Source organism: Vibrio sp. YT-15, assembly GCF_033337445.1.
GTDB classification, from domain to species: domain Bacteria; phylum Pseudomonadota; class Gammaproteobacteria; order Enterobacterales; family Vibrionaceae; genus Vibrio; species Vibrio alginolyticus.
The window spans coordinates 20,804-34,582 of sequence record NZ_JAWOQR010000001.1; the positions used below are offsets into that span (position 1 = coordinate 20,804).

General features: G+C 42.1%; 11 protein-coding genes. All 11 read right to left on the minus strand.

The window, feature by feature from the left end; translation table 11 throughout:
• Positions 1 to 7: 7 nt before the first annotated feature.
• The 11 genes from tssG to tssM are packed head-to-tail and all read right to left on the minus strand — an operon-like array spanning position 8 to position 13,777.
• The gene (tssG, locus tag R7D93_RS00090; protein ID WP_213866309.1) at positions 8 to 973 is read right to left on the minus strand and encodes a type VI secretion system baseplate subunit TssG; all 966 of its coding nucleotides are present in this window, start codon (positions 971 to 973) and stop codon (positions 8 to 10) included.
• Positions 970 to 2,793, minus strand: a complete 1,824-nt coding sequence (gene tssF, locus R7D93_RS00095) for a type VI secretion system baseplate subunit TssF (protein ID WP_225496180.1) — start codon at positions 2,791 to 2,793, stop codon at positions 970 to 972. The genes tssG and tssF overlap by 4 nt, the downstream gene beginning before the upstream one ends.
• A complete protein-coding gene (tssE, locus tag R7D93_RS00100; protein WP_042520997.1) occupies positions 2,790 to 3,254 on the minus strand; it encodes a type VI secretion system baseplate subunit TssE in 465 nt (154 codons plus the stop codon). Before tssE ends, tssF begins: the two co-directional genes overlap by 4 nt.
• 7 nt (positions 3,255 to 3,261) lie before the next feature.
• Positions 3,262 to 4,056 (minus strand): type VI secretion system accessory protein TagJ, encoded by a 795-nt coding sequence (locus R7D93_RS00105; RefSeq protein ID WP_225496188.1) that lies wholly within the window; start codon positions 4,054 to 4,056, stop codon positions 3,262 to 3,264.
• Positions 4,057 to 4,066: 10 nt separating this feature from the next.
• Entirely contained in the window at positions 4,067 to 5,578 is a 1,512-nt protein-coding gene (gene tssC / locus R7D93_RS00110; protein ID WP_225496189.1) for a type VI secretion system contractile sheath large subunit, read from the minus strand.
• A 52-nt stretch (positions 5,579 to 5,630) separates the two neighbouring features.
• On the minus strand, positions 5,631 to 7,124 hold the full coding sequence (gene tssC / locus R7D93_RS00115; protein WP_005375950.1) for a type VI secretion system contractile sheath large subunit: 1,494 nt from the start codon (positions 7,122 to 7,124) through the stop codon (positions 5,631 to 5,633).
• Positions 7,124 to 7,654 carry a type VI secretion system contractile sheath small subunit gene (gene tssB, locus R7D93_RS00120; protein WP_005375949.1) on the minus strand — a complete coding sequence of 177 codons (531 nt, stop codon included), beginning with the start codon at positions 7,652 to 7,654 and terminating at the stop codon, positions 7,124 to 7,126. Before tssB ends, tssC (R7D93_RS00115) begins: the two co-directional genes overlap by 1 nt.
• 15 nt (positions 7,655 to 7,669) lie before the next feature.
• Positions 7,670 to 8,785 (minus strand): type VI secretion system protein TssA, encoded by a 1,116-nt coding sequence (gene tssA, locus R7D93_RS00125; protein WP_213867750.1) that lies wholly within the window; start codon positions 8,783 to 8,785, stop codon positions 7,670 to 7,672.
• The gene (locus tag R7D93_RS00130) at positions 8,778 to 9,572 is read right to left on the minus strand and encodes a PP2C family protein-serine/threonine phosphatase (RefSeq protein ID WP_005375947.1); all 795 of its coding nucleotides are present in this window, start codon (positions 9,570 to 9,572) and stop codon (positions 8,778 to 8,780) included. Before R7D93_RS00130 ends, tssA begins: the two co-directional genes overlap by 8 nt.
• Positions 9,573 to 9,581: 9 nt before the next feature.
• A complete protein-coding gene (gene tagF, locus R7D93_RS00135; protein WP_225496190.1) occupies positions 9,582 to 10,277 on the minus strand; it encodes a type VI secretion system-associated protein TagF in 696 nt (231 codons plus the stop codon).
• Positions 10,259 to 13,777 carry a type VI secretion system membrane subunit TssM gene (gene tssM / locus R7D93_RS00140; protein ID WP_213867751.1) on the minus strand — a complete coding sequence of 1,173 codons (3,519 nt, stop codon included), beginning with the start codon at positions 13,775 to 13,777 and terminating at the stop codon, positions 10,259 to 10,261. The genes tagF and tssM overlap by 19 nt, the downstream gene beginning before the upstream one ends.
• Positions 13,778 to 13,779: the final 2 nt, after the last annotated feature.

The window sequence follows — 13,779 nt, forward strand, 5'->3', positions numbered from 1 at the left end:
ATTTCCTTTAAATAGTAATTGTTATAGTTCGATCTTTTGTACGTTCGTGTTTTTTAAGCACAGAACCAATACCTAACTGCCCCTGCTGTTTCGATAAACAAGCTTGTGGTAGCAAACTATGTTTGGTGGTGAGCTGCCACTTCAGTTGTTTATGTTTTCCAATCAGCTCATAAGCAGCGTTCTTAATGATTGCTATATTGGGTTGGTTAGGAAGCAATTTACTAACTAGCTGTTTATCTTTTGGCAGAAATTCTATTGTTGTCCCCGCGTTGATATTCCATGCTTTCGAACCCAAAGAAGCTCCTAAACCAAGTTGAGCAAACTGCCCTTCAGGCATAGTTCGGGATGCAAGGCGTGTTTGCTCTTCTTTCGTAAGGTGTAACCATTGTCCTTGAAATTCATGAATTTTTACTTGGCATCCAGATAAACATTCAAGAATACTTTTTAGTCCACCTTTACTTCTCATTGGTGAAGCAAACACACCACCATAGTGCCGGGACAGTGAACTCCCTTTCCCAGTTAATGCCGATTTACAGCTTTCTAACGGCGAACGCGCGCCCTGCGCATGCGCACGAGACTGAACAGTCAGCTGACTCAATTGCCAACATCGATAATAAAGAGATAATAAGCGATGATTGAAAATATCGTAGAAGTCCACCATAGCCGTATCGCCTTCTTTTTGGCGATGTAAAGCTAATTCACTATAGTGCTGGGGAAGCACACCTTGCTCACCCGTTAGGCCAATTAAATTGGTCTCAATCTCTAACTTGTTGTCATCTATATTTTTCAGTTCACAAAGCTGAGCATTTTCAAAACCTAATGATGGATTAACCTTTAAGTTTAGCTTTTCATGCTTCGGTAACGCATCTGTTCCTATTTGCGCCTCTGCTTGCAGAACTTCGTGTTCAATAAGATGAATCGCTTCAAACAATGGATGTTGCTTTAATTCTCGATAAAACTGTTCCGCGCTCATAACAACACCTTATCGCCAGTTAATGCGGGCCATAAGTGGAAAGGCTTTCCCGTGGACTTAAGTCTTATTTCTAACTGCGTAAAAATGTTAATTTCAGCATATTGCGAGAAGTAAACAGATAAAACACTACCTAAGAGAAAGATCTGCTCTTTAGGTAAAATTTGATCAGAAACCGTCAAAATAATTTTTATACCGTGCGCAAATCCAACTTTACCTTTCTGACTAATTCTTCCTGTAGTAGGCTCAAACTCTAACTTAGTTAAAGCATCGATTACCGCTTTCGTTTCTGCTGTCCCAGAAAATGCATAGAGATTAAGGGTCTGCTTCAAAGTTGCTAAACCATCTTCCTCGGTAAAATGGTTTAAAGTTAAAAGCTTAGTTAACTGCCATCGTGTGCTTTCATCCATTTCTGGCCGAATAGTTTCTGATAAAGAAACTAAACAACGAACAGATTCGAAATTGTCATTTACCTCCGGTAAAGATACTTGCGGCAGCCCACCTCCAAATGGAAGTTTCTGCGCTAAGTTGCGGTTACAGCACTCAGCTTCCACGTACATTAACCAGTTTTCCCGGCTATCCGGGCTGAACAATTGATGTTTTTTATCAACAAAAGAAATGTAAGTTTCTCTACCTGGCTCATCATACCCACCAGCCCAGTTCTTATCCTCACGTCTCATCAACCAATAAATCTCACTAGTGTTCGTATAATGCGTGTGCTCACCAGCGTGATAACATGGCAAATTGTGGTACGTTTTGTTCCAGTTTCTCAACGTTACATCAGAAATTGAGACAACCTCATTACTTTCAGCTTCTTGGTATTGTGGAGACAAGTGGTAATCGTATTCAGTTGGTAGAATACGCTTAGGCTCCATAATACTTTTAAATAAGTTGATCACAGGCACACAGCCTACCATTAAGCTTTCTTCGTCCACTTGCTTTGGAAGCCAGTCATCGTTGGTATCAAAGTAAAAATACAGTTCGACTTGCTCTCTAAGATCTAGCTCTGATAATCCAAGTTCGGTGATATCAAAGAACATAAACTTCTCAGGAAAGTGCAAATACTCAACAAGTAATCTTGCTCCTGAAAAGCTTCTTTTACTGTATGGCACAACTTTCTCATCTTCTGAAAATCCCACTTCAGAAAGATGTCTTTTGGTTAAAGGACGAACTTCTTTGCCATCCACAACAACAGATAAACCAATTAGGTTTTGAAACAGCATTTGGTAGAGCTTAAAAGTCAATTGAGATTGACCGTTTAAATAGAAGCGCAGCCGTTCTACCCCCATTTCACCAAGAGGAGTCTCTTCATCTTGAGCCGTGAGCTGTACTTTCAAAACTGAATGAGCATTGCTTTCCCATCGTGAGCCAACTGGCTTGAAAGGCGCATTTTTAAAAACGCCATAGGTCACATCAACAGGATACATTCTGACCGGATAACAAGTTCTAAACTCGCACTCATGATATCCAGGAGCACCGATAACAACTCGCTCGCCTTCTTCTACATCAAAATAAGAGGAAGTGGAGTTAGAACAGCTCATTTTAATGACTGACATTGACGGGATTGGGGCGTGAAAATCCGGATATAACTGTCCCATCAAAGACTCTGTAAACTGAGGGTAACTATTGTCTAAGCTTTGTCTAATCCTTGCTGTTAGAAATGCGCAGCCTTCTAACAATCTTTCTACGTGTGGATCGTCAACCTGTTCCTCACTAATACGAAGTCTCGCGGCAATCTTGGGATACTGCTCACCAAACTCTTGCCCTTTGTGACGCAAATAAGCTAACTCGCGATTATAGTACTTGAGAAACTCTTCACTCATTTTGCTCTACTCAGTTTCATACCTAAATTTACCGGCTCTACTTCAGAATTGAATCGCACTTCATGAATACTGTTATCAATTAAGCAAGTGGCATTTATCTGTAACCTCAATACCCTATCAATAGCGTTTTTCTCGTCCGAAATCTGGACATGAGGGTTCCTTAACCTCGGCTCAAACTCTTTAATTGCATCATGAACGATGTCGCAAAGCTGATTCTGCCCTTCTTGGCTGCTATAGGGCATTGAGGAAAAATCTGGCAGCCCATAGTTCAATATTGAATAACGAACCTCTAGAAGATCATCAGGAATATTTTTCCATCCAATACGACTATTCAGCATCGACTCTAGATCTCTAAGTAAGCTGCTCAACATCTGTTGCTGGCTTGCAGGGAAGTCTTTCTCATCCCGAGCGAGAGGATCACTATCTATCAATTTGTCGAGCAGAGAAACGGTTAACGACATGATATTTCTACGCTATTTGTTTCTGTTCTAATAATGTAGTCAAATCACAGATTGGAAGCGCTGAGTCACCGACTAACCAACATTTTTGACCCAAGCCAACAAAAGATTCTTGCTCACCAATCTGCTTCCAATCCGTTTCTCGACCTAACTTTTGCGCATCGGTCTCTGAGTCGACATACGTCAAAGGCATATGGCTTTCGCCTTCACCAAGTCCATCGATATCAAACTCGACAGGTCGCCAAATACTCTCTAACAAAGAAGCAGGTGCTTTAACTTCTAGCGTATGGATGCTCGATATGGGTACAAGAAAATAGTTACCTGCTGTAGAAAACAGTTCAATGTAACCACCTAAACGATCATCAATATCTCTAGCATCTTCGTAGTTTGTGCCGTTTACGTTAAACCCTTTAATAGTACGATGCTCTTCAATGCGATGCGATAGACGTGACGCTTCTTCGTACTCTTGATTTCCGAGAGCAAGATTAAATCGAACAAGCTCTTTAGTTAATTCCTCATCACCTAATACTTTGGCACTAGCCGCACCATTGATAAAATCCTTTCTAGCTTGAGCTGCTTTCACTAAATGTCGTAGCTGACTTGCACCAGGCAGATACTCAGGAAACAATTTAATCGATTGCATGAGCTGAGCGTCCGCACGCTCGAAGTCCCCATCAATGCAAAGAAGCTCAATGAAGGAACTTCTCAAGCTCGCATCTTTAGGGGTTGCTTTAATTTCATCAATTAATTGCTCTAGAGCGTGTTGCAATAGGCCTTGGGACAAAGCATTTTTCCATTGAGTCATTGTTATTTCCTTACACCATGTGCTCTGGTGATAATTCGGTAATTAATTTAATGCTAGATACCATTTGATCGAGTTGAAAATGCGGTCGCAAATGGATAACTGAGTAATAATGTCCAGGAGTTTCTCTTTTCTCTCGAACTGTAATTTTCGCTTCATTTAGGGGGTATTTAGCTCGAAGCTCATCAGACGCTTCATCTGATGCGGTAGTGTACTGATGTAACCAGCGTTGAAAGTCACGCTCTAGGCTTTCTGCGTCTTGATACCCACCAATTTTGTCACGCCCCATAACCTTGAGATAATGTGCGACTCGCGATACACACAATGTGTATTGCAACATCGATGTCAGTTTTGCATTCGTTGAAATATGCTTTTCTGCGTATTGTTTGGGCTTGTAGAGAGATACATTCGAGGTCATCCCCACCATATCGGTCTCAGGTATTGGAGAAATAGAAATAAAACCGCACTCAGACAATTCTTGTTCTTTTCTCTCAGAGATTTTCAAGTTTAACGGACATCTTTCACGATCATTCTTGCCATTAACACGCATCTTGCTCCTTGTAGGAGCGACGATAATACCCTGACTGTAATCGCCTTGTTTAATCCCTCGCATATGCGTGAACCAACCATGTTCCTGAAATGCTCTAATTGATACGGCAGCAAAACAGTACGCACTACTCCCCCATAGCAAATCTCGGTTGGAGTCGTAGATGTGTTCTTGAAAATTGAATTTATCATTCCGCGAGCCATCACTTTTGTATGGCTGACGGAACAAGACGTTAGGTGCAGTCAAACCAATAAATTTAGCGTCATCGTTGTCTCTCAAACTACGCCACTTTGCATAATCTTCCTGTTCAAATTGGGCCGCTATATCTCTTATCGCAGAGAGTTGAGCGAAACTATCAACACCAAACATCTCTGGCGATGCAGACATGATAAATGGGCTGAATGCTGCAGCTGCAGACTGAGAGATCTTACTCAACACAGACAGATCTCTATCAAAATAATTTTTACTAGGATCACAGCGAAGCTGATAATCTCCAACCACCACACCAAAGGGTTCTCCCCCTGCCATCCCATATTCATTTTGATAGAGCAACTTAAATAGTGCTGATTGGTCAAACTCGATGGCTTTTAAAGCATCTTTACTGATTTCATTCCATGTCGCCGTTAAAACCTTAACTTTTACAGAATCCGATGAACGAGAATCAACCTGTTCACATAAATACCTAACTCCAACCCACCCCCTTTCGAGCTGTTGAAACTCAGGATGATGTAATATTTCATTTAGTTGAGATTCTAATAGCTCATCAATGCCGTTAATTGTGTTCATCACACTATGACGAAAGCTGTCCAAATCTCTTGAACGTGTACCTTCTAGCCAAATTCGAGCTGACGATACAAGATCAGAAGATTCATTGAATCGAGTCAACCACGGGCTATCAAGTTCAGCGTAGCCTCCGGTACTGAACTCATGTTTTAGCTTGCTAGGGTCGCGAAAGTTAAGTGACACTGCTAATTCCATCTAGAACATAAAGATTGGTCATGGCTGGCCTTTCGACCAGCCAATTCGTTTCTTATCCACCTGACTGAGGGATCTTGGCCACAAGTCGCAAAGATGTCGTCAGTTCTTCCATTTGCAACCAAGGTTTCAGCCATGCTACGGCATTGTAAGAACCAGGTGCGCCAGGAATTTCCTTAACCTGAACACGAGCGTCTGCTAGAGGGTATTTCGCTCTGATCTCTTGACCACCGCCTTCAGAAGCATTGACGTAACCTAGGATCCAGCGGTTCAGCCAAGACTCAACGTCTTCTGCTTCCATAAAGCTACCAATTTTATCTCGAGCCATTACTTTCAAATAATGCGCAAAACGAGATGTTGCCATCATATAAGGTAGGCGGGCAGAAATGGCCGCATTGGCCGTTGCTTCAGGGGATTCATGGTTCGCTGGTTTTTGACAGGTTTGCGCACCAAAGAACACTGCATAGTTGGTGTTTTTGTAGTGACAAAGCGGTAAGAAACCAAGCTTACCAAGCTCCGCCTCACGTCTGTCGGTAATACCAATCTCTGTTGGGCACTTCATATCAGGGTCGCCATCATCACTCATGAAGAAATGCGTTGGCAAGTTATCCACTCGACCGCCGCCTTCTGCACCACGGATGGCAGTACAAAATCCATATTTTGAAAATGCGTCGGTTAACTTAACACCAAGAACATACGAAGAGTTCATCCAACAGTAGTCGTTATGTTCAGCGTTAACAGCAATACCTGAAACAGGATCTACTTCGAACTCTTCAAACCCAAACTCTTCGACTGGAGCGGTAGCTTGTCCGTATGGCAAACGAGCAAGGACTTTTGGCATCGTCAGACTAACGAAGCGCGAATCGGCACTCTCGCGGAACGAACGCCATTGGGCGTATTCTAGTGATTCAAATACCTTATCGAGGTCGCGTGGTTTTGACAGCTCAGTCCACTCATCAAAGCCGAATAGTGCTGGTGAAGCCGCGGACAAGAATGGAGAGAAGCCAGAAGCCGCTACATTTGACATTAGGCGTAACGACTCAATATCTTCTGGGTGGTTGGTAAACTCATAGTCTCCAATCAATGCACCATACGGTTCACCACCAGCACTACCAAACTCAGACTCGTAAACCTTTTTAAAGATCTGGCTTTGATCAAACTCAACAGCTTTGCTCAAGTCTTTATGTAGTTCTTTCTTGGTCATACTCATCATGCGAACTTTCAGAGTAGAACTGGTCTCTGAATTCATCACTAGATAATTTAAGCCGCGCCAAGAACCTTCGAGTTTCTGTAATTCTGGGTGATGCATTACTTCAGACAACTGATCAGAAATCTGCCTATCGAGCAAATTAATCGCTTCACGAAAAGTTACTGTTAGGTTTTTGTTCCAAGTAACTGTCCCTTTCATTGCTTCTTCAGCGAGCGTTTTAATCAGCTCCTCAGCACGAGAAGCTTCGGTCTGCTTAGTCGCACCAATAGCTTGATCTAAGAATGAAGTTGTCTGTTCATTAACAGTTGGATCTAACTGTTTTTCAGCTTCAGTCGTCATTATTCCGCTCCTTCAGTACTGTCTGACTTCGCTTTCTTGCCAAGATCTAACTCGCCTGCAAGTCTTGCCAGATTGTCTGTATTGTTCAAAACATCCTCTAGGATATTTTCAAGCTCTTCTGAGCGGTCAACTTTTGTCATCAAATCACGCAGTTTATTACGCGTTTCCATCAATTGGCGTAGTGGATCAACTTGATTTACGATCGCAGCAGGCTCAAAGTCTTGCATTGATTTAAAGTTTAAATCGACCTCAAACTGTGAATCGTCATTCGCAAGCTTATTCGCAACTTTAAACTTCACCGATGGATTCATTTTTTTGAGTACATCGTCAAAGTTATCTCGATCGATCTGAATAAAACGGCGGTCTTTTAATGGCTTCAACGCTTCTGTGTTTTGACCAGCGAAATCACCCATTACACCTACAACAAAAGGCAGTTCTTTCTTAAGAGTCGTACCTTCAGTTTCAACATCATAGGTAATGTGGACACGAGGCTTCCGTACTCGTGATAGTTTCGAGTGGATACTCGTCATACCATTCTCCCTTTATTAATTTTCATTTTGTTCTGCTATGCCAACCAAACGGAAGTAGCTTTTCTTTGCATCCCCGTCGGAGATAAGTTCCGCCAGTAACTCCGGCAGAGGCATCCCACACCAACGAATGATCTGTTCGATGGAGTAAGAAACTGGTGAGTGAGGTTCACTCTCTCGGAAGAAATCAGCTACTTGCTGCAATTGTCTAATTGCCTGCTCTCGTGATTTCATGTTTGTCGCTAATAATGCATCACAACTTTGTGCACTTAACGGTTGTTCAGAAGAAGATTCATCAAGATCCTCTAGCTCTTCAATCACTGCTTGTGGTTGATTAAAACGATCTCCAAGAAGGTGCTTTAATGCCGAGTGTATTGATTCAAGTCTTTTTGATATATAAGAGCTAGGAGTCACATCACCGACCGCTTCATCTAATCGCTGACTGAATTCATTAAATGATTCCGTAGCGAACTCCAAATCCGTGATTAATTCTCGATAAAACGTATCAGAAGTCGACTTAACCGTAGTTATAATTTCAGATAGCTCAACAGCCCCAAGCTCGACTCGATTTCGGCGCTTATCTTCGTCTAAGCGTTCAAGCTCTATAGCTTGCTGATATTCCCAATAGGCATAAGCTTGCTCCACGCCTAAGTCAGTCAATGGTATACAAGCAATTGGAAAAATAAGTGTTCCTTCACTATCGATACCATTGAGGCCAATAATCGCCGATATTCTTGTCTCAATACCATCTTCATCAGGCATTGGGTACAGATCATCCCAAAAGTTCTCAATTAAACTGGTTGCGAGTTTGTAGCCAACGCCCATACCACGAAAACCATACAATCGAGTTAGGGCTTCTATAAGCCAGGCAACAAATTCCAAATCTTTAGACTGATTCGTGAGTATTTCTGGGACATCTTCAATAAATACTCGCCATAAATTACTGTGGGTATAGATACTTTCTTCTTCTATAAGAGCATTACGTTCAGCGTTGCGGGCGGCCATACGCTGATCTTTCAACCGATAGTAAGCAGACTGTGGTGATACATCCTCTCTAGGATCAATACCTGTAGGATTTTCTTGAGATATAGGAGCCAACGCTTGTTCATACCAATCAAACATTTCATTACTCATAAGCTCTCCCTCTTAGAAAGACAGGTATCGTCGCGTCTTCTCTAGTTACTGTTTCGCACTCCGTTTGCGCTTGGCGAACTTTGATCAAAGCACAAGTTACGTTATCACTTGCGCCCCGAACCAAAGCCGAATGCATGAGCGCTAATCCAGCTTGGTTGACTGAGTCTGCATACAATGTCCGATGAATTTCATCACTCGTAAGTTCCTTAGAGAGTCCATCGCTACAGAGTAGAAACTGATCGCCGTCAGCCAACTGCCCTGAAACTTGATCAATAGTGACACTTTCGTCGACCCCAACAGCTCTGGTAATAACATTTGCAAGAGGGTGCGATTCGGCATCTTCAAATGCCAATAAGCCCTGATCCACTAAGTCCATGACTTGACTATGATCACGTGTTTTTTGGACAAAATTACCACTTCTAAGCTGGTAAATTCGGCTATCACCCACCCAAAGACAGTGGTAATACCCATCCTGAATAAACAACAAAACAAGTGTTGTTCCCATCGTTTTACCGTCTAAGTGATTTTGTGCGTATTGGTAAATTTCTAAGTTCGCTTCTTGAACCACTCTTCGGATATCATCGATATTAGTATTGGAGACATCCTGCATGTGGCGCGCGACTCTATCCACTAGCATCTGGCTTGCTATATCGCCAGCACTGTGTCCACCCATTCCATCGGCAACCACCCAAATATGCTGTTCTGTCATATCCAACAGAGCATCCTCGTTATAAGGGCGTACTTTTCCTGCGTGCGATTTAGCAAAGGTAAAATAGTTCCAATTCATTCTTCTATCCTACCAATTCCACTTTTTCCAGCCGCCATCAAGCATGGCTGAAAACTGACCAATTGAAGGAAATCCACTCGTAATGAACATGCATGGTTCAACCTTCGTTGAACCTTCAGTCCACCAAAAACATGGTTTACTCAATTTTTCTTTAATGAAGTAATTCAAAAGCGTGTTTTGATCAGTATTGCCGTGATCATGAAAAACTGTAGATATTTGGCTTTGATAAAGAAACTCCAGAGGCCTCACTTCACTTGTTACATTCGCAACGAGGTCATTTTTTTCTTGAGTACTCTTATGCCAAACATCAAAGACAAAGTCGTCCTCAAGTACTGAAAGAGCAAGAGCTGCACTGTCCTCGGTCCAAGCTCTGTCACCCCAATATTGCGCAGCTTCACCTTTTACGGCACGAGTTATAGTAAAGAAAAAGTATCTACCGCATGCATCAACACTAGGAATCATGCTACCAATGTAGGTTGAGTCTTCTAAATAGCTAATATCCAAAGCAAAGTGCCACACAGGAGCCGTTAAAAAGTGCTCATTCCAGCTTTCACCCAGTTGTTCCCTGCTGACTGCAATAACCGCCTGTTGCCAATCATGCCAACGCTCCGAGAAATCTTGTGATAAACCATCTTTCACAAAGTCCCCTTTTGCAGGCATTTTACCGATATAACCCCAGCCTGATGTTATAAGGTTCGTGGACATCTGAACCTCTCCATTTCATTTGACCAAAACGGATTAATGGCACTAGAAGGAATAAGCTCTAGTTGCACCTTATTTCCCTTTAAATCAATCATAACTATATTGTCTTTACGCGATTCTGGCCTTGCTTTAAGTGATTGATCCAAAAGCTTGAATATGCCCCACTCACCTTCATAGGTATGCGCAATTTCGCGTTTAGATTCAGGTGGTGTGAACACAATTCGAGTCTGATCTTGACCGGCAGGCCAACTCAACGATTTAGCTCTTGCTGGTCCATGCTTATAAACCAAATCTTGTCCACCCAACTCTAAGACAAATCGAGTAATGTGCTGGTCTAGATAAACAGGCTTCATCCCAAACTCTACGCGTAAGGAATTATCAGATTCAAAGAAAGACTGCCTGATACGTTGCGCTCTTTGAAAGACCATTAGTGTTTCTGGACGAACTCCAATTTCCTTTTCTAATCGCCAACGACTTTTCGAAGTATCCACAAACGGTTCGAGGTATTCTTGGAAGAATGCGTCAAGCGTACCTCCATAACCAAAGAATCGCTTAAAGTCTTTCAATCTAACTTCTCTGCTCGCGTTGGGCTCGAATGGATATCTGCCAGCAATAGTCCGCTGATAAGGGCGGACCACCTGTGTTACCCAAAGTTGATTTAGATGATCCTTCGAACCGCTCTCCGCAAACTTAACCGACTCTTGAGAAAGCTCACCTAGCCATTGATTAAATGGTCTCGGCAAAAGTTCTTTAGCACGAGCAAAGGAAGCTGCGACATCTTGTGTAACGGTTCCATCTAAAATACTTTTGTAGGCAATTTTCTGATTGTTACCAGAGCTTGATAAGTCACTTAAATACGAACGCAAGTTAACCATTGCTTGTTGAATATCATCAAAGTCTTGCTCACCAAGGCGTAAGATCTCTGAAAAATGCGATTCGACTTCTTTACCTGGCAGAGCAACATTGAAACCGTTTTCTTCAGGTAAATACATGTCTAGTCTATCTGCCGTATTTGAAAACTTAACTTTGGCAACTTTACCAACAACTTCAGAAGCGGCTTTTTGATTTTCTGACAATGATACTTTTGATAGAGCAACCTCTTTTTGGATTGCTCTCAACAAAGATTCGATTGGTCTTTCAACTCCAGATAAAACCCTCGCTTGCTCTGTCGCAAGTTCTAGGCTCGGAGCCTGCTTCAATTGAATATCTTCGATCAACGTTTTCCATTCATTAACATAATCTTGATAGTATCGAGACTGAACGCCTTGGATGGCACTATCTTGATCAATTTCATGGGCCTTAAGATCGTCACCATAAACCCAGTTCTCTTCCATTAGGCTTTTTACTGTACGGTTGATCTGAATCTGAAAAATGCTATGAAAACCATTGTACGTGTAGAAACCCGAAATGCCTTGTGATAGCGGTTTTCCACTAGCTCGCTCGAACTGCTCAAGCCCTTTAGGTCCCAATACATCAGTCAAGCGAAATGAAGGTACATGACTCTTAGAAAATTGTATTTTCATTCGCTGATAAGCACGTTCAGGTAGAGACATTTGAGTCAACACTTTTCGAGCACTCGTCACAGCAGCAGTGTTGTAAGTAAAGCCTTGTCCATCGTTGCCTAATAAATATTGAGTGTGCTGTAGCAAGCGTCTTCTTAAGTCTGCGTTTAGCTCACCCGGATATTGACGTTCGAAATAAAAGTTAAACCAAGCCAACACTTCATCTTGTTGATATTTGTCTGGATTGAATAACATCAAATACGTTTTTAACGTTTCGTACAAATACTCACGATGCTGTTGATTGCTCTCCATTTCTGACACCAGGCTATCAAGAAGCAAAGGGGCGAAAAATTGGGTCAAAGCATCAGAATATGCATTGTTTGCCGCCTGAGATACTTTGTCTCCTTGATAGAGACCAAACCTCTTTACAGAGTCGGCATCACCGTAGTTGCTTTGCTTTCCGAGAGGAAGCGTCATCAACCTATCTAATGTTTCTACAGCTGAAACAATATCCGCTTCAAAATCTAAACTTTGAGCGCCAATCAGTGCATCAATATGGCTAGCTTGTTCATTGGTATCGACAATTAACTGTGAGTTCCACTTATAACTCATAAACCAAAGCGCAGAAGCTCCTAGCAGTAGCGTTGTACATCCAATGTAAACACCTCGACGCATCCAACCTGACTGCTTTTGATAGTGACGATTAACTGTTCCTAACAGTTGCTCTTTGAAAATAACCTTGTCAAAAAGATTCTTTACGAAATAACTATGAGAACCAGTCTGACTCTTTGCTAGAGCTAAACGATTTAACCCAAGTCCATTGGTTGATTCATTCATCAGCTTATCGACTGGTAAGCCTTCTTGAACCGAACTCAACATAAACACACCACGAATCAAGGCAGGCTCTTCAAAACTGTTTTGTGCAAAAATTTCAGCTAAAAACTCGTCAAGATTAGCTTGTAGCACTCTTAATTGCTTTGGAAATTCAAAGATAAGCGCGCGTTTATCTAAATCGTCCTCTGTTTCAAGTATTCTAAGCATACGGGCATCAAGGCGCTCCAACATGCCATGAAATTCTTTGTTGAATAGAGAAATAACGCCTCTTTCATCATCCACTTCACGAGGGAACATGAAACCAAATAATTCCTCTCGCTCTTCCTTACTTAAATCGGCAAAGAACTCATTGAAACCGGCAACTAAATCCATTTTGGTGAGCAATACGTAAATCGGAAACTGCATGCCTAACTGGTTTTTCAGTTCTTGAAGTCTCGACTTAATTGCTCGAGCATGAAGACTTCGCTCGGTTCGAGTCTGAGACATCACGCTGGCTAAGCTTATCGTAACAATCGCACCATTAATTGGTCTTTGCGTTCTATACTTTTTCAACAATCCTAAGAAACCATGCCACGCTTTAGAGTCGACCTTTTCTTGACTGTCTTGTGTCGTATACCGGCCAGCCGTATCTATAAGAACTGCTTTATTTGCAAACCACCAATCACAGTGGCGAGTGCCACCTACACCGGCAATAGAGTCAGAGCCAAGGCTGTCTCCTAATGGAAACTCTAACCCCGACTGCTTTAATACGGTTGTTTTCCCCGTTCCAGGAGGGCCAATCAACACATACCACGGTAAGTCATACAAGCTTCTCTTGCCTTTGTGTGTTTTCGTCACTACTTTGACAGCTTGCTCAATACGCTCGCGCATTAAGTCAATTTCACTTGCCGCTTCTTTATCTGATAGGCTATCAACCTCAAGCAACGTTTGAATACTTTCGTCTTCTTTCACCTTTTGCTTATGCTGCTTGGTAACGTTAAATATCGCCCAAAGCAACACCAACACTAGAATAGTGACTAGCCGTTGAAAGTCACTCTTTAGGGGCTCATATCCCGCTATCGCAATAAGTGGACCAACAACCCAAATGAAAATAGAACAAGCAGCGACACCTATAAGACCGAGAAACCATCTTTGAGTAAATATTCTGCCAATTTCTTTAATACGCATCT

What these genes read in the sequence shown, in the direction of transcription:
- tssG (WP_213866309.1), bottom strand. Translation starts at nt 973, where the DNA reads ATGAGCGCGGAACAGTTTTATCGAGAATTAAAGCAACATCCATTGTTT.
- tssF (WP_225496180.1), bottom strand. Translation starts at nt 2,793, where the DNA reads ATGAGTGAAGAGTTTCTCAAGTACTATAATCGCGAGTTAGCTTATTTG.
- tssE (WP_042520997.1), bottom strand. Translation starts at nt 3,254, where the DNA reads ATGTCGTTAACCGTTTCTCTGCTCGACAAATTGATAGATAGTGATCCT.
- R7D93_RS00105 (WP_225496188.1), bottom strand. Translation starts at nt 4,056, where the DNA reads ATGACTCAATGGAAAAATGCTTTGTCCCAAGGCCTATTGCAACACGCT.
- tssC (WP_225496189.1), bottom strand. Translation starts at nt 5,578, where the DNA reads ATGGAATTAGCAGTGTCACTTAACTTTCGCGACCCTAGCAAGCTAAAA.
- tssC (WP_005375950.1), bottom strand. Translation starts at nt 7,124, where the DNA reads ATGACGACTGAAGCTGAAAAACAGTTAGATCCAACTGTTAATGAACAG.
- tssB (WP_005375949.1), bottom strand. Translation starts at nt 7,654, where the DNA reads ATGACGAGTATCCACTCGAAACTATCACGAGTACGGAAGCCTCGTGTC.
- tssA (WP_213867750.1), bottom strand. Translation starts at nt 8,785, where the DNA reads ATGAGTAATGAAATGTTTGATTGGTATGAACAAGCGTTGGCTCCTATA.
- R7D93_RS00130 (WP_005375947.1), bottom strand. Translation starts at nt 9,572, where the DNA reads ATGAATTGGAACTATTTTACCTTTGCTAAATCGCACGCAGGAAAAGTA.
- tagF (WP_225496190.1), bottom strand. Translation starts at nt 10,277, where the DNA reads ATGTCCACGAACCTTATAACATCAGGCTGGGGTTATATCGGTAAAATG.
- tssM (WP_213867751.1), bottom strand. Translation starts at nt 13,777, where the DNA reads ATGCGTATTAAAGAAATTGGCAGAATATTTACTCAAAGATGGTTTCTC.